Origin of the sequence: Microbacterium oxydans, assembly GCF_026559675.1 — a bacterium.
GTDB lineage: Bacteria > Actinomycetota > Actinomycetes > Actinomycetales > Microbacteriaceae > Microbacterium > Microbacterium oxydans_D.
The window spans coordinates 1467184-1485861 of sequence record NZ_CP092891.1 but is presented as its reverse complement, the minus strand read 5'-3'; the positions used below and the strand labels follow the sequence as shown (position 1 = coordinate 1485861).

Here is an 18678-nt window from a genome sequence, read left to right as displayed (position 1 = left end):
AACGACCCGGAACGAAGGGAACAGCACATGGAGAGATCAGCGTTCGGCCCGATCGAGTTCTACCTCGTGGGCTTCGCCGGGGACGGACCCGGAGAGGAGTTCCCGACCGTCCTCGCCGACCTGCTCGAGAATCCGAGCATCCGCCTGCTCGACCTGGTCATCATCCGGAAGTCGGCGGACGGCGCGGTCGAGGTCGTCGAGGTCGAGGAGGACCCCGGCGCGCACGGCTTCGTCGACATCGAGATCGCCGCCGCCGGCCTCACGGGCGACGAGGACATCGACGAGTTCGCGTCGCTCGTCCCCGCCGGGAGCGCCGCCGCCCTGGTCTGCATCGAGCTGCGGTGGGCGGCGAAGCTCGCGCAGGACGTGGCGGCATCCGGCGCGACCGTGCTGGCCGTGGAGCGGATCCCCGCGCCGGTGGTCAACGCCCTCGTCGACGCCGTGTCGGCCGGAGAGTGAGAGAGCCATGCCGTTCATGAGACGATTCGGCCGTCCGGGGCTGCTGGGCCTCGCCGCACGGACGGCGGTCGTGGCCGGGACCGCGACCGCCGTGTCCGGGGGGATGATGCGCCACCGCGAGCGCCGCGCCCAGGAGGAGTACGAGCAGGAGCAGTACGAGTCGGCGCAGCAGCAGGCCGCGATCGACTCCGCCGCGCAGGCCGCGGCGGTTCCCCGCACGGCCGCCCCGCCCGCCGCGGCGGGTGGATCCGACATGGTCGCCGAGCTGCAGAAGCTCGCGGCGCTGCGGAGCTCCGGCGCTCTGACCGAGCAGGAGTTCGACGCCGCCAAGGCCCGGCTCCTGGCCTGACGTCGTCGAGGACAGGACGGGGAGGACAGCATGGGCGAACTGATCCTGGCCCTGGTTCCGGTCGCGCTCGGCGTGGTCCTGAGCCCCCTCGCGATCATGGCGCTCGTCGCCGTGCTGCTCTCCCGCAACGCCCGCGCCAACGGCATCGCCTACCTCATCGGCTGGTTCATCGGCCTCGCGGGACTCGTCGTGCTGTGCCTGTGGCTCTTCCGGCTGTTCGCCGTGCACGAGTTGAGCGAGCCGCCGCTGTGGGTGCCCGTCGTCCGCCTGGTCCTCGGGCTCTTCCTGACCGCCGCGGCCGTCTGGGTGTATCGCAAGGGACGAGCGCACATCGTGCAGATGGCGGCCGCCGCCTCCCCGAAGGACGTCGTGGCCGCGTCGCCGCAGCTGCCGGGCTGGCTGCACTCGGTGGAGTCGTTCCGCCCCGGGCGCACCCTGCTGCTCGGACTCGGGCTGTTCGTCCTGAATCCGGTCGATGCCTCGTGCGCGGTGATCGCGGCCCTCGACATCTCGCTGGCCGATGTCAGCACGAGCTCGGGCGCGTGGGTCGCCGCGATCTTCGTGGTGATCGGCACCCTGCCGATCGCCGTCCCCGTGATCTACGTCGTCGTCCGCGGTGCGGCCGCCCAGCCGCTGCTGGACCGCGTGCGGACCTGGATCGCCGGGAACACGCACGTGCTCAACGCGGCGCTGCTGCTCGTGATCGGCGCCCTCCAGCTCGAGAAGGGGATCGCCGCGCTCCTCTGAGCGCGTCCGCCGCCCCTCCCGCCTGGCCCCGTCACATCGTTCCACCGAGAAGGAGAAGAACATGGCTCGTGAATTCCAGGGAAAGATCGAACTCGACGTCCGCGATTCCGTCGCGGACTGGGACGCCTTCCGAGCGCCGAAGCCGCAGGACGGCGCACCCAACGTGCTCGTCGTGCTGTACGACGACACGGGCATGGCGGCGTGGTCCCCGTATGGCGGACGGATCAGCATGCCGACCATGGACCGTCTGGCGCGGAACGGCCTGACCTACTCGCAGTGGCACACGACGGCGCTGTGCTCGCCCACGCGCTCCACGTTCCTCACCGGTCGCAACCATCACCAGAACGGGTTCGCGACCATCTCGGAGTCCTCGACCGGCTTCCCGGGCTACAACTCGCATATCCCGGAGTCGAACGCCACGATGGCGCACATCCTCCGCGATGCCGGATGGTCGACGTTCTGGGTGGGCAAGAACCACAACATCCCGATCGACGAATGGACCGCCGGCGCCTCCAAGAAGCACTGGCCGCTGGCGCAGGGCTACGACCGCTTCTACGGATTCATCGGCGGCGAGACCAACAACTGGTACCCCTCGCTCGCCGAGGACAACCACTACATCGATCAGCCGTACCTTCCGGAACAGGGATACCACCTGTCGAAGGATCTCGCGGACCAGGCGCTGACGATGATCCGCGACGTCAAGCAGACCGAGCCCGACAAGCCCTGGTACCTGTGGTTCTGCCCGGGCGCCAACCACGCGCCCCACCACGCGCCGCAGGAGTACATCGACAAGTACAAGGGGCAGTTCGACGACGGCTACGAGGCGTACCGCGACTGGGTCCTCGAACGGATGGTCGAGAAGGGCATCCTCCCGGCCGACACCGCACTGACGGACCTGAATCCGATGCCCGACGGCCGATTCAACCCGACCGATGAGGTACGCCCCTGGGACTCTCTGAACGCCGACGAGAAGGCGATGTTCTCCCGGATGGCAGCGGTGTACGCCGGCTTCAGCGAGTACACCGACTCGCAGGTGGGTCGAATCGTCGACTACCTCGAGGAATCGGGTCAGCTCGACAACACGCTCATCATCTACTGCGCCGACAACGGCGCCTCCGGTGAGGGCAGCCCGAACGGATCGGTCAACGAGGGCAAGATCTTCGGCGGCTACCCGGACGACGAGGCGGAGAACCTGCGCATGGTCGACCAGCTCGGCTCCCCGGCCACCTACAACCACTACCCCACCGGGTGGGCGGCCGCGTTCTCGACGCCGTACAAGATGTTCAAGCGCTACACCTACCAGGGCGGCGTCTGCGACCCGCTGGTCATCCACTGGCCCGCCGGGATCACGGCGCGGGGCGAGGTCCGTCATCAGTACCACCACTCGACGGACATCGTGCCGACCATCCTGGAAGCCTGCGGGGTGGAGTTCCCCGAGGTCTACAACGGGGTCGAGCAGACGCCGCTCGCCGGCGTGTCGATGGGCTACTCCTTCGACGCCGCGCCGGAGGGTCCGACGCGGAAGAAGACGCAGTACTACGAGATGCTCGGACAGCGCGGCATCTGGCACGAGGGCTGGAAGGCCGTCGCGGTCCACGGACCCATGAGCGGGCTCAGCGACTTCGCGAACGACGAGTGGGAGCTTTACCACACGGACGTCGACCGTGCCGAGGCCACGAACCTCGCGGCGCAGCACCCGGACAAGGTCGAGGAACTCAAGGCGCTCTGGATGGCGGAGGCGAAGGCGAACGACGTGCTCCCCCTGAACGACCTGCAGATCATCGGCAATCCGAAGGACTTCGAGACGTTCGTCGGGATGGAGTTCCACCAGCCCGCGCCGCCGTCCGGACAGTTCGTCTACTACCCCGGCACGACGGAGGTGCCGGAACGGGCGGCCGCGAACGTCCACGGCGTCTCCTACAAGATCGCGGCGGAGGTCGAGTTCACGCCCGACACCGAGGGGGTGATCTTCGCTCACGGCTCGCGCTTCGGCGGTCATGCGCTCGTCGTGAAGGACGGGCAGGTGCACTACGTGTACAACTTCCTCGGCATCCCGCCGGAGGACCACGTGTCCGCACCCGTGCCGACGTCGGGGAAGCACATCATCGGCGTCGACTTCACGAAGGAAGGCGTGGGCGAGTACCGCGAGGGCGTCGGCCCCGTCACGCTGTACATCGACGACCAGCAGGTCGGCCAGAAGCGGATCCGCACGGTGCTCGGTCACTTCTCGCTCTGTGGCGAGGGACTGACGATCGGCCGCGACAGCGCCGACCCGGTGTCGTCGCTCTACGGCTACGGGTTCGACTTCACCGGCGGAGAGATCGTGAAGGTCGTGTTCGACATCGCGGACGACGCCTACCTCGACCTCGAGGCGCATCTGGCGGCGGCCATGGCGCGCGACTGACGCCCGGCCACCCGCGGCGGCCGCGTGCGCTCACTCGATCCCGAGCGCGTGCGCGGCCGCCGTCACGCTGTCCCGGTCCGAGACGCCGAGCTTCCGATAGATGTTCCGCACGTGCGTCTTCACCGTGTTCGGGGAGATGAACTCCTGCTGGGCGATCTGCCGGAGGGTCGCGTTGCGGCTCAGCGCCGCCAGCACGATGCGCTCGCGCCGCGTGAGCTCCTCCTCGACGAGGACGCCCTCGGCGGCCAGCCGCTCCCGCACCCGGTCGGCGAAGCGCGACCGCGCACCCGTCGTGGCCCGGGCCGCGAGGAGGCGCGCGACGACCGGACCGGCCTCGGCGATGCGTCGCACGTGCTCCTCGGGCTCGGCGAGGACCAGGGCCATGGAGAGCGACACCTGGGCCTGCTCCGTGTCTCCGGCCTCCACATCGAGCACGGCCGAGACGAGCCAGGCGTCCACCATCGACGCCGCCACGAGCGGAGGGGCGGTGCCGTCGAGCACCACGGCGAGCGCCGCACGGGCCGCGTCGGGACGGTGGTCGTGCAGCGCGGCGATCGCGTGCAGCACCGCCACGTCGCCCGTCGCACCGAGCGCGCGCTCGGTGTCGGCGATGAAGCGGTCGCGCATGACGGGCTCGTCGAGCCGGTCGAACGCGTGCACGGCGAACGGGCTCACCATCGCGTACCAGTGCGCCGGGAGCGGCAGGTCCTCGCGCGGGGTGAGGTTGTCGCGCAGCGTGACCGCGGCGAGGTGCGGATCGGCGGCGACGTCCGCGTCCCGCAACGCGATCATGCCCTGCAACCCTCGGGCGATGGCATGCTCCGTCCCGCTGCCGATCACCGCGGTCGCGGCCGCGAGGATCTCGGTGCTCACCGCGCTGTCCATCCGTTCGAACGGGACCCAGTATCTCCACACCCTGCTGACCTGGTAGAACGTGCTGTCCGGCTCGCCGAGCTCCCCCCAGCGCTCGTCCAGGCGCGCTCCCGACTCGAGCACCTCGCGCATCCTCCCCCGGAACAGCGTGCTGGTGTTGAGGATCGCGTTCGCCTGCAGCTCCGCCGCCCCCATGCCCGTGGTCCGCGCCTGGTCCGCGGCGAAGCGCGCGAGGCGCTCCGCACGGTCCAGCCGTCCGACGTAGAGCTCCCCCATCGCCGCCTGCACGGAGGCATAGGTGTCGAGCTGCGGCTCGCCGGTGGCGGCATCGAGGGCGACCGAGAGACGCGCCAGCGCCTCGGCGATCCCTCCCCGCCGCACGGCCGTGTGCAGATCGAGCCCGGCCTGCCAGTGCCGCGTCACCGCGGACGCCTCCGCGTCGCGCAGCCGAGCGAGCACGGCGGCCGCGGCGGACTCGTCGCCGCGCGCCAGCTCCGCCGCGGCGATCAGCATCTGCACCGTCGGCTCGGTCCGCACCGACGGACCCATGCCCGCCGCCGCGTCGAGCACATCGTCGGCATGCCCCATCAGGATCAGCTGCATCCCGCACCGCCGCAGGACGACCGAGACGCAGACGGCGTCACCGCTGCGCATGGCATGACGCAGCGCCGAGAGGTGCTCCTGTCGCGTCGCGAACCACTCCGCGGCGGTCTTCTGGAGCTCGCCCACCGCGCGCGGGCCGCGGTCCTCCAGGCGCGCGAGCAGGAACTCCCGCAGCAGCGGGTGGTAGTGGTAGCGCACGGGATCCTCCCCCGTGCGCTCGATCAGCGCGTTGAGGCGCGTGAGGCGTTCGACCATGCCACCGGCCGGTGCCCCTCCCGACAGCGTGTGCGCGAGGTCGAGCGTGAACTCCTCGGGCACCGCGGTCGTGAGGAGGAACTCGACGAGGTCCTCGTCGAGTTCCGCGAACACCTCCTCGGCGAAGTAGTCCACGACGGCCGGAGCGTTTCCGTGCAGCGGACGGTCGATGGCCTTCCGATCCTCGAGCGCCGCGACCGCCATCAGCTGCAGACCGGTCGCCCACCCTTCCGTGCGCTGCAGGATCGCGCTGACCTCCCCCTGCGAGAGGCGCACGCCCCGGGTACCGAAGAAGGAGCGGACCTCGGCCGGTGTGAACGCCAGGTCGTGGTTGTCGAGGGCCAGCGCGATCCCCGCGATGCGGCGCCGCGCCACCCGCACCAGCCCGGTCCCGCGCCCCGACATCACGACGTGGGCGTTGCCGGGCACCGCGCTCGCGAAGGCCGACAGATCGTCCGCCAGCGCGCGGTCCTCCACGTGGTGGATGTCGTCGAGGATCACGACGATGCGTCGTGTCGAGGCACGGAGAGCCCGGGCCAGCGATCGGGCGTCGTCCGGTACCGGGGCGGTGGCCGCCTGCGCGAGACTCGTGCGGAGCCCCTCGTCGTCGACCTGTTCGAGGGCCGCGCGCAGCGGTGCGAGATCGGTGTCACCCCGTCGGAGTGCGAGCCAGACGACGTCGGTCCCGGGGTCCGCCCCGACCTCGTCCGCCCAGTGCAGGAGCAATCGGGTCTTCCCGGCACCGGCCGGCACCGTGACCAGTGTCAAGGTCCACGGCTCGTCCATCGCGGCCGTCAGCCGCGTGAGCAGCCGCCGCCGCCGCACCTCTCCTCGCTCTTCCCTCGATCCCTTCTCCTCCGGCACGCCGGAGTTCCACGTGTCCTCATCCATCGGCACCCCCCGATTGAATCGACCAAGAGCCTCCCTGCCCTTGTGGGCAGTATGTCAGCACGGCCGGAAGCACTCAAGGGTCTGCGGAGGACGGCGTGACTATGCCGTCATCCGGCGTCGGCGCCGCGTGAGCGCCGCCAGGAGAGCGGGCACCACCGTGCCGAAGAGCAGCGCGAGGCCGACCCCGACCACGGTCTCGACGGTGCGTTCGAGAAAGCGCTCGCCCGGCGAGGCCGAGGAGGTCGACATGATCAGCAGGAGCACCAGGAACGTCGTGAACGCCGGGGCGACGTACCAGCGGCTCGCCTGCGTCGCGCTGAGGGCGCCGACGACGAGTCCGATCGCGACCGCGACCACCGGGGGTCCCGGTGAGAGCACCGCGAGGGCCGCGGCGGCCAGGGCTCCCGCGAGCACCGAGAGCGCACGTCCGGCACTGCGGGCGATGAGCTGGCCGCGGACCGGGCGCATGACGAGCAGGACCGCCCCGGTCGCCCAGCCGACGTGCTCCAGGCCCAGCAGGAAGCCGACGGCCGCGGCCGTCGCTGCGGCGGTGCCGAGGAGGAGGCCGTACACGAGCATCGCCCTTCCGCGCGGCACGGGAGGAGCCGCCAGTGCGGGAGCATCCGTCTGCGGCCAGAGCAGGGACACCACCCAGGCGTAGACCGAACCCGCCACCATGCATCCGGCGAGCGCGAGCGTGACGGTCGACCACGCGAAGCTCAACCCGAGACCCACCATCGGCAGTGCCAGGACCAGCACCAGCTGTGCGAAGCGCCCGCGGGTCGCGTTGACGCTCGCGAGCACGGCGAGCACGAACAGGGCACCCACGGCGATCATCGGGGACAGCGCCAGGAGCGATCCCAGCAGCAGTCCGGCCGCACTGAGCGCGCCGATCATCACGATCACACCCCGTGCGCGGCGACGCGGCGGGAGCCCGAACGCGGCCGCGGGGAGAACGCCGACGGCGACGGCGAGTCCCAGCGTCGGAGCGAAGGGGGTGACGGCCAGAGCCGGGAGCGCGAAGACGACGCCGAGCCCGAATCGCGACCAGTTCCAGCTCAGACCCCTCTGGTGATCCACCCTGTCCGCCTCGGCGACGTCGAGCTTCCGATGCCGATCCGCATTCCTGCCCCCTCGCTGGTCGAGCCGCGGCGGCACCGCCGCCCGCTCTCGTGGTCAGCCTATGGATCCGCCGGGCCCGCGTCAGCGCGCGTCGTCGACTTCACCAGGGTGAACGGCATCGGTTCCGCCATCCCGCCTCCCCGTGTCGGCGGCTGCGGCCATCCCCTCGTCGACGGAGTCGTGGACGCGACCGGCCGCGACGAGGTCCTCGAACCACGGGGTGCGGCTCGCGACGGCCGCCGCCGCCGGGGGCAGGGCGGCGAGACGAAGGATCACGCCGCGCTGCGCGAGCTCCCGATCGAGGTCCTGCAGCGCGTCGAGAACCGTGATCGTCATGACCTCCTGCGGCTTCATACCGACCACGACGGTGTCGACGGGAGTGGCCTCGTGGTCGAGGAGGGCGAGGATCTCGCGCTCGTTGACCAGAGCGTTCGCGGTGTAGAGCCCGCGTTCGAGGTCGATGCCGAGGGCCCCGTCGGCAGGCCCGACCTTCCGCAGTCTGGGCTTGTTGACCTCGCGCAGCACGAGGATCAGCGTGACGACCACACCCACGGCCACGGCGGGCAGCAGACCCGCGGTGAGACCGATGATCGCGACGGACAGCGCGATCCAGAAGTCCACCCGGCTGATGCGCGCCCACCGCACCAGCTCCGGGATGTTCACGAGCCCGGCGACCGCGACGAACACCATGGCGGCGAGAGTGGCCTCGGGAAGCAGGCTGAGGACGGGACCCAGGAACAGGGCCACGAGGATCGCCAGCACGACCGTGACCACCGTGGAGACCTGTGACCGCGCTCCGGCGCTCTGGTTCACGGCGCTCTGCGAGAAGCCGCCGGCGGCGGGCATGGTCCCGAAGAACGCGCCGAGCGTGTTCGCGGCTCCGGTGGCGAACAGCTCCTGATCGCTGTCGATCTGAGGCTCCTTCGCCGCCCGCAGGCTGCGGGCGACGGCGGCCGACTCCAGGAATGCCATGACAGCGATCGCCAGGGCTCCGGGCACCAGGGCGATCGCCTGGGCGAAATCGGGGATCCCGGGGACGGGCAGCCCGCTCGGCACCTCCGTGATCAGTCCGACCCCGAGCCGGTCGATCCCCGCCAGCCAGACGAGGAGGATGCCGCCGACCACGACGACGAGCGTCCCCGGGATCTTCGGGGCGAACCGCTTCAGGAGGAGCAGGACGACGATCGATCCTGCGGACAGCGCGACGGTCGGCCAGTTCACGCTGTCGAAGGCCTGTGCGACGGCAGCCAGGGAGCGGAGGAACCCATGCCCGGAGAAGTTGAAGCTCTCCCCCAGCAGCTTGGGCAGCTGCCCCACGGCGACCGTGGCCCCGACGCCGATCTTGAGACCGAGCACGGTCGCTCCGCTGATGTTCTCGACGAGCGATCCGAGGCGGCAGAGGCGGGCGAGCAGCAGCACCACGCCGACGAGCAGGGTCAGCATCATGAGAGAGCCGATCGCGTCGTCCGATCCTGCGGCGACCCCGGCGGAGACGAGGGTGGTCGCGGTCAGCGTCGCGATCGTCGACGTCGTCGACACGCTCATCGCCCGGCTGCCCCCGAGGAACGCGTACACGAGCATGGGCAGGATGCAGGTGTAGAGCCCGACCTGCACCGGCAGATTCGCGATCGTGGCGTAGGCCATCCCCTGCGGGATCACGACGGCACCGGCGGACAGACCCGCGATGACGTCTTTGACGATCCACTTCTGCTGGTAGCCGTCGAGCGTGCTGAACAGCCACGGCGGTCGTCTCACGGCGCCCTCCTGCCTCCGGTGATCGGTTGGCCCGAGCGTACTGCGGCGCGAGCGTCGGGTGACGGCGTCCCTCACCCGCGACGGGTGGGCTCACCCTGGTGAACTCGCCCGTGGGGCCACCCGCTCGACACTCCGATCGTCGTCGGAATTTAAGTTGTGCACAACTCAATCGTGTGCAATCCTTGACCCGTGGCCGTGACCGAAGAGATGGTGTGCTTCTCGCTGTACTCCGCCGCCCGCGCCACGACGCAGGCGTATCGGGCGCTGCTCGCGCCCTGGGGGCTGACATACCCCCAGTACCTGGTGCTCGCCGCGCTCTGGCTCGAGGGCGATCAGACGGTGGGCTCGCTCGGGGCGCTGATGCGCCTCGACTCCGGCACCCTCTCCCCCCTCATCCGTCGGCTCGAGCAGAGCGGCCTGGTCTCCAAAGCCCGCGACGGCGCCGACGAGCGGGTCGTCACGGTACGCCTGACCGAGCGGGGCCAGGAGCTCCGCTCCGAGGTCGCCCCGATCCACTCCCGGATCGCGGAGGTCGCCGGCCTCCACGACGACGAGCAGCGGCGCCGACTGATCGCCGAGCTGCAGGACATCACCGACCGCCTCCAGCGCGAGACCGCCGAGCTCGGCGCGATCGCGCGCGGCGACGGCACCCACTGACGACAGAACAGGAACCCACCCCATGCGCGCACTCATCCACCCCGCCTTCGGCGAGCCGGAGCAGGTCCTCCGCGTCGAGGACCGTCCCGTCCCCGAGCCCGGAGCGGGCCAGGTCCGCCTGCGGGTCGTGCTCTCCCCCATCCACAACCACGACCTGTGGACCGTCCGCGGCACCTACGGATTCAAGCCCGAGCTGCCCGCGCCGTCGGGCACGGAAGCCCTCGGTGTCGTCGACGCCGTCGGGGCGGGCGTCGAGCACCTCTCGGTCGGACAGCGGGTCGCCACGGGCGGCACGTTCGGCGCGTGGGCCGAGTACCTCGTGACGAACGCCGCCGGCCTGGTCCCGGTACCCGACGCGATCCCGGACGAGACGGCCGCGCAGCTGGTCTCGATGCCCTTCAGCACGATCACGCTGCTGGACTTCCTCGACGTGAAGGAGGGCGACTGGATCGTGCAGAACGCCGCCAACGGGGCCGTGGGACGCATGCTCGCGCAGCTCGGAGCGGCGCGCGGGGTCAAGGTCCTCGGGCTCGTCCGCCGCACCGCGGGCGTCGAAGAACTCCGCGAGCAGGGCATCGACGGTGTCGTCGCCACCGATCAGGACGACTGGCGGGAACAGGTCGACGCGTTCACGGGCGGGGCACCGATCGTCGCGGGCGTCGACTCCGTCGGCGGTGCATCGGCCGGCCAGGTCCTCTCGCTCCTCGCCGAGGGAGGAACGCTGGTCGCCTTCGGCGCGATGGACTCGCCCACGATGGAGATCGCCTCCTCCGACGTCATCTTCAAGCAGGCCACCGTGAAGGGGTTCTGGGGCAGCAAGGTGATCCCGCAGCTCGACGCCTCGACGCGCAGCGCCCTGTTCGGCGAGCTGTTCCAGCGCCTGGGCGACGGCACCCTGACCCTTCCCGTCGCCGGTGTGTTCGACGCCGCCGACATCCGTGCGGCGGTCCAGGCGAGCAGCACCCCCGGACGCGTCGGCAAGGTGCTCCTCCGGTTCTGATCCCGCATTCCGCCCGGGGCCGGGCAGGGGTTCCCGATGTCCGCCCCCGGGTGCAGAGTGTGGGCATGGAGATCACACTCGCTCAGCCCGAGGGACTCGTCGTGAGCCCCGCATTCAGCCACGTCGCCGTCGTGCCTCCCGGCGCCACGACGATCTACGTCGGAGGCCAGAACGGCATCGACGAGACCGGGAAGGTCGTCTCCGCGGACGCCGGCGAGCAGTCGCTGCGCGCCGTGGAGAACGCCCGCATCGCTCTCGAATCCGCCGGGGCCGGCCTCGACGACGTGGTCAGCTGGACCGTCCTCATCCATCAGGAGGCGGATCTTCGCGCGGCCTACGGCGCGGTCGCGTCGAGGCTGGCGCGCGAAGGCGCCCCGCCCCTCGTGACCGCGGCGATCGTGGCGGGGCTGGGCGTCCCCGGCGCCCTCATCGAGGTGAGCGCGGTCGCTGCCGTCATCCGCGACTGAGGGCCGGCGGACTCAGATCCGTCCGCGCACCGGCGTCCGCTCGGCGCCGTCCGCGTCATCCGGCATCGTCATCTCCGCGCGCACACCGAGCAGCCGGACCTCACGCTCCGGGTCGAGCGTCGTCCCCAGCGCGAGTGCCGCGGCGACGAACTCCTCGCGGTCCTCGGTCGGACGCGGCAGCTTCCGTCCGATCGTCTTGGTGTCGAACGGGGCGTACCGCACCTTCAGGTGCACGCGCACGACCGGCCTACCTTCAGCGCTGCAGTCGTCGAAGGCCTGGACGGCGAGCTCCCGGATCGCACCCTGGACCTGCGACGGCGTCGTGAGGTTCTGCTGATAGGTCGTCTCCCGGCTGTGACTGCGGGCGACCCAGGGCGTGTCGTCCACGGTGCTCGGCCCGATCCCGGATCCCAGGCCGTGGTACCAGACGCCCATCCGCGGGCCGAACTCCGCGACGAGCGCCTCCTCGTCGGCATCGGCGAGTTCGCGCACGGTCTCGATGCCGTGCGCGGCCAGACGCTTCTGCACCTTCGAGCCCACGCCCCAGAGGTCGCGGGTCGGCTTGTCGCCCATGACCTCGAACCAGTTCTCCGCCGTGAGCCGGAAGATCCCCCGGGGCTTGCCGAACTCGGTCGCGATCTTGGCGCGCACCTTGTTGTCGCCGATGCCGACCGAGCAGTGCAGCTCGGTCGCGGCGAGCACGGCGGCCTGGGCGCGGCGGGCGACACCCTCCGGATCATCCGTCGTGACGCCCAGGAAGCACTCGTCCCATCCGACCACTTCGAGCACGACCTCGGGCAGCGCTCGGAGCGCCGCCATCACGTCCCCCGAGGCGACCGCATAGGCCTCGTGGTCGACGGGCAGGAACACCGCGTCCTCCGGCGCCTTGCGAGCCGCGATCTTGAGGGGCATCCCCGAGCCGATCCCGAACTTGCGCGCTTCGTACGAGGCGGTCGACACGACGGCGCGCTCGGTCGGGTCACCGCGACCGCCGACGATCACCGGGAGACCGGCGAGCTCCGGGCGACGCAGGACCTCGACGGCGGCGATGAACTGGTCCATGTCCACGTGCAGCACCCAGTCGGCCATGCAAAGAGTGTGACTGCTGCGGGGGCGGATGTCACCCCATGACCGTCAGGCGATGGCGACGCCGATGCCGGTGGCGATCAGCGCGAGCAGCGGGAGCGTCCCCTGCATCAGCGCGGCGCGAGCCTTCGAGCGGTCCGACAGCACCAGGACGAGGGCGGCGGCGAACATCATGGCCGTGCCTGCGAACACCAGGGTCAGGCCGACCGTCTGCGCCCCCACGATCACCAGACCGATGCCGAGCAGGGTCGTGAGCGCCAGGAAGAGGTTGTAGAAGCCCTGGTTGAAGGCGAGCTGCTTCATCGTGATCGCATCCGCCTCACTGGCGAGACCGAAGATCTTCCTCGTCTCCGGGTCGGTCCATCGCAGCGACTCGAGCGCGAAGATGAAGACGTGGAACGCAGCGGCCGCTGCGGCGAGGACGAGACCGACGATGAGCATGGGCTGATTCTCCCGTTCACCGGGGTCGCGGGGCAAGCCGGACGCGGCCGGAGCACTCAGACGAGGAAGATCGGCAGCAGCCCGGGATTGTGCGCGTGCACGAGCACGGCGAACACCACGGCGTCGAACAGCAGGTGCACCGTGACGACGTAGGCGAGCGAGTGCGTGCGGAGGAAGATGTAGCCCTGCAGCAGGGCGAACGGGATCGTGAGCAGAGGTCCCCACTCGCGATAGCCCAGCTCCCAGAGGAACGAGACGAACACGATGGCCTGCAGCAGGTTCGCGACCAGATCCGGGAAGTGACGGCGCAGCAGCGCGAACACCGTGCAGATGAAGAACAGCTCGTCCCAGATGCCGACCGCGCCGACGCCGACGAAGAGCCGGGCGATCAGCTCCGGCGTGTCGACCACCGGCCAGTTCTGATAGACGCCGCTGGTGATGAAGTAGAACGGCAGGATCAGCCAGCCCAGCACCAGTACCGCCACGAGCCATCCCCACTGCAACCGGCCCCAGCGACGGTGCGTACGCCACGGGAAGCCGATCGCCCGGTCGCGATACACGAACCGCGAGACGACGTACGGCACCGCCACGGCGCCGCCGAGCGCGAGCGTGAAGCGCAGCATCGCGAGGTTGTCCAGCTCGGCGGCGAGCGGGATGACACTGACGATCAGCATGCCGATGGCGATCAGCGAGAGGTCGCGGGTGAGCGACGGTGGGCGCACACCGACCACCGAGGCCGTGTCACGCTGCGCCCCGACGCGCACCACCTGATCCTCGACGTTCCGGCCCCGCTCGATCAGCCAGGCGGACCCGACCCCGAGAGCGAGCAGCAGCCAGCCCAGCCACGGGATCTCCAGCACGAAGAAGGCCGGAGCAGCGGCGCACACGAGCACGGCGGGCGCGATGCCCACCCGCAGCGGCGTGACGCGCCGCACGTCGGTCACGCGCGAGCCCTGCGCCGATAGACCAGATCGCGGATGTCGCGTCCCTTCGCGATGCCCTTGCGCTCGAACGCGGTCATGACGCGTCCGTCGAAGCGTTCCGCCCACTCCCCCTCGAACGCGCGCTCGAACAGCGGCTCGGCGTCGAGCACCTCGCGCATCTGCAGCGCGTAGTCCTCCCAGTCGGTGGCGAGGCGGAGGAGCCCGCCGTCGCGCAGCGCCCGTGCCGCGGTGTCGCCGAACCCCTGCCGCACCAGGCGTCGCTTGGTGTGCTTCTTCTTGTGCCACGGGTCGGGGAAGAAGATCCACACCTCGCGAGCCGCGGCTTCGGGCAGGTACGACGAGAGCACCTCGGGGGCGTTCGCCTCGACCACGCGCAGGTTGCGGGCGCCCTCCCGATCGGCGTCGAGCATCGTCCGCGCGAGGCCGGCGCGGAACACCTCCACGGCGAGGAAGTCGTCGTCGGGGCGCGCGGAGGCCGCGGCCACGATCGCGTGCCCCTGGCCGGATCCGATCTCCACGTAGAGGTCGGCGTCGCGTCCGTACTCGGTTGCCGGGTCCAGGCGCGCCTCCGGGTGCACCGAGGTCCAGGCGACGTCGCGCGGGACGTCGAGCAGATAGTGCGGGCCGAGCTCGGTGAAGGCGCGCTCCTGCGCGTCGGACATCCGGCCGCTGCGGCGCACGAAAGACACCGGCTCGTCTCGGAAGGTACGGGGTTCGGGCATGTGTTCCAGGGTAGCCGCCGGGCCCGCCGCGTTCCGCGCGTGCAGACCCGCGTCAGGCCGGCGGGGCCGTCACGAAGTCGATGAGCTCTTCCACCCGACCGAGCAGCGCGGGCTCCAGGTCCCGATAGGTCGTCACCTTGGAGAGGATGTGCTGCCACGCCCGCCCGGTGTCGCCCTGCGTCTCGTACGGCCAGCCGAACGCCTGGCAGATGCCCGTCTTCCAGTCGGTTCCGCGCGGGATCTCGGGCCACTTCGCGATGCCGAGGGCGCGCGGCGTCACGCACTGCCAGACGTCGACGAACGGGTGTCCGACGATGCGGATGTGGCGGCCGTGCGGACCGCGGGCGACCGCCTCCGCGATCCGCGACTCCTTCGACCCGGGGACGAGGTGGTCCACGAGCACGCCGTAGCGCCGTGTCGCGCTCGGCGGCTCGGCGGCGAGCAGCTCATCGAGCAGATCGACGCCCTGGAGGAACTCGACGACGACGCCCTCGACGCGGAGATCCGCGCCCCAGACCTTCTCGACGAGCTCGGCGTCGTGCTTGCCCTCGACGAGGATGCGGCTGGGCAGGGCGACCCGCGCCCGCTGATCGGCGACGACGAAGGACCCGGAGGCCGTGCGGCGCGGACCCTGTTCCCTCGCAGCGGGCGGGACGAGGCGGACCGGAGCCCCGTCGATGAGGAAGCCTCCGCCGAGCGGGAACAGCCGACGGCGGCCCACCCGGTCCTCCAGCTCGACGTTGCCGCCCTGCACGCGGGTGACCGCGCCGCAGAAGCCGTCGTCCGCGACCTCGACGACGAGATCCGTCTCCGCCGCGATCTGCGGCACCTGCTTCGCACCGCGCTCGCGCCAGCCGGTCGCCAGCACATCCGCTCCGTACATGTCGTCCATGCCATCCAGCGTATGTGTCTCCGCTCAGGGCGAACGGCGAACCCGCCTCTGATGCTGTCGCGTGTCGGGCTCTGTGCATAGACTCATGGCATGGGGCTCGGCTGCCGGTCGGAGGGAACACGATGACGAAACGGTGGCTGGCGCTGGCCGCCCTCACGCTGGCCGCAGTCGCCGGAGCGTTCACCGCCTCCGCGGCCTCCGCCACCGATCCGGTCACCCTCGACGCCGGGTACGTCACCGATCAGGCCGGCGTGCTCAGTGCCGACGACGAGGCCACCGTCGAAGCGCGGCTCCAGGAGCTGACCGACAACTCGAGCGCCGACCTGTTCGTCGTCCTCGTCGACGACTTCACGAATCCGAGCGACAGCGTCGGCTGGGCCGACACGGTCGCGCAGGCGAACGGGCTCGGAACGGATCAGTACCTCCTCGCGATCGCCGTCGACGGGCGCAACTACTTCATCCACGCGAACTCCGACGGCCCGGTGAGCTTCGATCAGCTCGACGCGATCGAGGACAAGATGGTCCCGCTCGCCGCCCAGGGCGACTGGGTCGGGGCGATCACGCTCGCCGCGGACGAGATCCAGGGCGACGGAGGTGCCGGAGCCCTCAGAGTCACGCTGATCGTGATCGGCGTCATCGCCGCCGCACTCCTCATCTGGCTCGTCGTCGCGCTCGTGCGCCGCGCCCGCCGCAGGGCCGAGATCCGCGAGCGGGGCGCGATGCCCGAGACGCCGGATCCGGCGGACCCGTTCTCCACCCTCACCGACCAACAGGTCGAGACGCAGGCGGGCCTCGCGCTCGTGCAGGCCGACGACGCCATCACCTCCAGCAAGGAGGAGCTCGGCTTCGCCGTCGCTCAGTTCGGTGAGGGCGCGACCGAGGAGTTCACGCGCGTCGTCGATGCCGCCAAGGCCAAGATCGCGGAGGCGTTCGACCTCAAGCAGAAGCTCGACGACGAGATCGAGGACACGATCCACGACCGTCGGGCCTGGCACATCCGCATCATCCAGATCGCCGACGAGATCGACGACGTCCTGGACGACAACACCGAGGCGTTCGACGCCCTCCGCAAGCTGGAGCAGAACGCCCCGCAGGAGCTGGAGCGCGTCCGCGGTGAGCGTGCCGCGGTGGAGCCCGTCCTCGCCGCGGCCGCACCGGCCCTCGCCGCGCTCTCTGCGACCTACGCCCCCGCGGCGCTCGCGATGGTGGCGGACAACCCCGCTCAGGCCCGTGAGCGCGCGGATCTCGCGGATCGCTCGATCGACGCGGCGGCGCAGGCGATCGCGGCCGGCCGCTCCGGTGAGGCGGCCTTCGCGATCCGCACGGCGGAGCAGTCCGTGGCGCAGGCCGCGCAGCTCGCCCAGGCGGTCACGACCCTCGGCAGCGAGCTCTCCGCGATCGAGGCGCAGTCCCAGGCTCTCGTCACCGAGCTGCAGGGAGACCTCGCCGCCGCTCAGCAGCTGCCCGATGCCGACGGCTCGATCGCGGCAGCCGCCTCGACGACCGCCCAGCAGCTCCAGGTCGCACAGTCCGACCTCGCCGGGTCCGCACGCAACCCGCAGCGGGTACTCGAAGCGCTCACCGCCGCGAACGCCCAGATCGATGCCGCGATCGCGCAGGGCAAGGAGGGCGTCGAACGGGCTCGCCGTGTGCAGCAGATGCTCGAGCAGACCCTCGCGCAGGCGAACTCGGAGATCCGCGCCGCCCGGGAGTTCATCGAGACGCGTCGCGGCACCGTGGGCTCCACCGCGCGCACGCGTCTGGCCAACGCCGAAGCCAGCCTGAACCAGGCGCTGAACCTGCGCGCGAACGATCCGGAGGCCGCGCTGGCGGAGGCCAATCGGGCTCTCGCGCTGGCGGGGCAGGCCACCTCCGCGGCCCAGGCCGACATGCAGGCCTACCAGCCGCCCGGCTACGGGAACGACAGCCTGGGCGGGCTGTTCGGCGGATCCGGCTCCTCGTCCGGCGGCTCCGGAATCGGCGGCGACATCCTCGGCGGCATCATCGGCGGATTGCTCGCCGGCGGTGGCGGCGGAGGCTCCTCGCACCGGAGCAGCAGCGGCGGCTGGCGCTCCTCCGGTGGCGGCGGATTCCGCAGCTCCGGCTTCGGCGGCGGCGGGGGCTCTCGCGGCTCCAGTCGCCGATCGGGAGGTCGACGCTTCTGATCCCCTACACAGACACTTACGCCAAGCTCTCGAAGACGCCCTCTGAAAGGAATCACGCATGACCAAGCAGTCCATCTTCGGACGAATCTCGACCCTCGTCCGCGCGAACATCAACTCCCTGCTGGACTCCGCAGAAGACCCGCAGAAGATGATCGACCAGCTCGTCCGCGACTACACGAACAGCATCGCCGACGCCGAGTCCGCCATCGCGGAGACCATCGGCAACCTGCGTCTGCTCGAGCGCGACCACGAGGAAGACGTCCAGGCTTCGACCGAGTGGGGCAACAAGGCCCTCGCCGCCAGCCGCAAGGCCGACGAGATGCGCTCCAGCGGCAACGCCGCCGACGCCGACAAGTTCGACAACCTCGCCAAGATCGCGCTCCAGCGCCAGATCAGCGCCGAGCGCGAGGCCACCGGTGCCGAGCCGCAGATCGCCGCGCAGACCGAGATCGTCGACAAGCTCAAGAGCGGCCTGAACGGCATGAAGGACAAGCTCGTCGAGCTCAAGAACAAGCGCAGCGAGCTCCTCGCCCGCGCCAAGGTCGCCGAGGCGCAGACGAAGGTGCAGGATGCGGTCGGCTCGATCAACGTGCTCGACCCCACCAGCGAGCTGGGCCGGTTCGAGGACAAGGTCCGCCGTCAGGAGGCCATCGCGCAGGGCAAGATCGAGCTGGCCGCGTCCAGCCTCGACGCCCAGTTCGAGAGCCTGGAAGACCTCGGCGAGCTGACCGAGGTCGAGGCTCGTCTCGCCGAGCTCAAGGCCGGCGGCAGCGCTCCCCGTCAGGCCATCGAAGGCAACTGACACGACCGGCGGATGTCCGGGGACGCGCTCCCCGGGCATCCGCC

Annotated in this window: 17 protein-coding genes; 9 read left to right on the top strand and 8 right to left on the bottom strand. The window is 70.7% G+C overall.

Annotation, left to right across the window (positions count from 1 at the left end; translation table 11 throughout):
• Positions 1-27: 27 nt before the first annotated feature.
• The 4 genes from MME74_RS07040 to MME74_RS07025 all read left to right on the top strand — a co-directional run bounded on the left by MME74_RS07040 (position 28) and on the right by MME74_RS07025 (position 3959).
• A complete protein-coding gene (locus MME74_RS07040; protein WP_267418046.1) occupies positions 28-459 on the top strand; it encodes a DUF6325 family protein in 432 nt (143 codons plus the stop codon).
• 16 nt (positions 460-475) lie between these two features.
• Positions 476-808: an SHOCT domain-containing protein gene (locus tag MME74_RS07035; RefSeq protein ID WP_324170128.1), complete on the top strand. Its 333-nt coding sequence runs from the start codon at positions 476-478 to the stop codon at positions 806-808.
• A 30-nt stretch (positions 809-838) separates the two neighbouring features.
• The gene (locus MME74_RS07030; RefSeq protein ID WP_267418043.1) at positions 839-1555 is read left to right on the top strand and encodes a GAP family protein; all 717 of its coding nucleotides are present in this window, start codon (positions 839-841) and stop codon (positions 1553-1555) included.
• A gap of 61 nt (positions 1556-1616) precedes the next feature.
• Complete coding sequence (locus MME74_RS07025) at positions 1617-3959, top strand: arylsulfatase (protein WP_267418041.1); 2343 nt, start codon at positions 1617-1619, stop codon at positions 3957-3959.
• A 30-nt stretch (positions 3960-3989) separates the two neighbouring features.
• On the opposite strand, the gene MME74_RS07020 is transcribed toward MME74_RS07025, so the two are convergent.
• From MME74_RS07020 to MME74_RS07010, 3 genes are all read right to left on the bottom strand, one after another.
• The gene (locus MME74_RS07020; protein WP_267418040.1) at positions 3990-6581 is read right to left on the bottom strand and encodes a LuxR C-terminal-related transcriptional regulator; all 2592 of its coding nucleotides are present in this window, start codon (positions 6579-6581) and stop codon (positions 3990-3992) included.
• Between the two features lie 99 nt (positions 6582-6680).
• Positions 6681-7661 (bottom strand): FUSC family protein, encoded by a 981-nt coding sequence (locus MME74_RS07015; RefSeq protein ID WP_267418039.1) that lies wholly within the window; start codon positions 7659-7661, stop codon positions 6681-6683.
• A gap of 123 nt (positions 7662-7784) precedes the next feature.
• Positions 7785-9458, bottom strand: coding sequence for a SulP family inorganic anion transporter (locus MME74_RS07010; RefSeq protein WP_267418038.1), 1674 nt, complete (start codon positions 9456-9458; stop codon positions 7785-7787).
• Positions 9459-9665: 207 nt separating this feature from the next.
• Between MME74_RS07010 and MME74_RS07005 the strand changes: the two genes are divergently transcribed.
• The 3 genes from MME74_RS07005 to MME74_RS06995 all read left to right on the top strand — a co-directional run bounded on the left by MME74_RS07005 (position 9666) and on the right by MME74_RS06995 (position 11582).
• Entirely contained in the window at positions 9666-10115 is a 450-nt protein-coding gene (locus tag MME74_RS07005; RefSeq protein ID WP_267418534.1) for a MarR family winged helix-turn-helix transcriptional regulator, read from the top strand.
• 22 nt (positions 10116-10137) lie between these two features.
• On the top strand, positions 10138-11115 hold the full coding sequence (locus MME74_RS07000) for a zinc-binding dehydrogenase (RefSeq protein WP_267418037.1): 978 nt from the start codon (positions 10138-10140) through the stop codon (positions 11113-11115).
• A gap of 65 nt (positions 11116-11180) precedes the next feature.
• Positions 11181-11582: a RidA family protein gene (locus MME74_RS06995; protein ID WP_267418036.1), complete on the top strand. Its 402-nt coding sequence runs from the start codon at positions 11181-11183 to the stop codon at positions 11580-11582.
• A gap of 12 nt (positions 11583-11594) precedes the next feature.
• On the opposite strand, the gene MME74_RS06990 is transcribed toward MME74_RS06995, so the two are convergent.
• From MME74_RS06990 to MME74_RS06970, 5 genes are read right to left on the bottom strand one after another with little or no spacing between them, the layout of a single operon-like run.
• Positions 11595-12671 carry a DNA polymerase IV gene (locus tag MME74_RS06990; RefSeq protein ID WP_267418035.1) on the bottom strand — a complete coding sequence of 359 codons (1077 nt, stop codon included), beginning with the start codon at positions 12669-12671 and terminating at the stop codon, positions 11595-11597.
• Positions 12672-12716: 45 nt separating this feature from the next.
• A complete protein-coding gene (locus MME74_RS06985; protein ID WP_267418034.1) occupies positions 12717-13109 on the bottom strand; it encodes a DUF1304 domain-containing protein in 393 nt (130 codons plus the stop codon).
• A 56-nt stretch (positions 13110-13165) separates the two neighbouring features.
• Positions 13166-14053 carry a CPBP family intramembrane glutamic endopeptidase gene (locus MME74_RS06980; protein WP_267418033.1) on the bottom strand — a complete coding sequence of 296 codons (888 nt, stop codon included), beginning with the start codon at positions 14051-14053 and terminating at the stop codon, positions 13166-13168.
• Positions 14050-14775 carry a tRNA (guanosine(46)-N7)-methyltransferase TrmB gene (gene trmB / locus MME74_RS06975; RefSeq protein ID WP_267418032.1) on the bottom strand — a complete coding sequence of 242 codons (726 nt, stop codon included), beginning with the start codon at positions 14773-14775 and terminating at the stop codon, positions 14050-14052. Before trmB ends, MME74_RS06980 begins: the two co-directional genes overlap by 4 nt.
• A gap of 52 nt (positions 14776-14827) precedes the next feature.
• Positions 14828-15667, bottom strand: a complete 840-nt coding sequence (locus MME74_RS06970) for a DUF3097 domain-containing protein (protein WP_267418031.1) — start codon at positions 15665-15667, stop codon at positions 14828-14830.
• Between the two features lie 122 nt (positions 15668-15789).
• Between MME74_RS06970 and MME74_RS06965 the strand changes: the two genes are divergently transcribed.
• Together MME74_RS06965 and MME74_RS06960 are read left to right on the top strand one after the other, a co-directional pair.
• A complete protein-coding gene (locus tag MME74_RS06965; RefSeq protein ID WP_267418030.1) occupies positions 15790-17832 on the top strand; it encodes a TPM domain-containing protein in 2043 nt (680 codons plus the stop codon).
• Positions 17833-17890: 58 nt separating this feature from the next.
• Entirely contained in the window at positions 17891-18634 is a 744-nt protein-coding gene (locus MME74_RS06960; RefSeq protein WP_267418029.1) for a PspA/IM30 family protein, read from the top strand.
• Positions 18635-18678 lie beyond the last annotated feature (44 nt).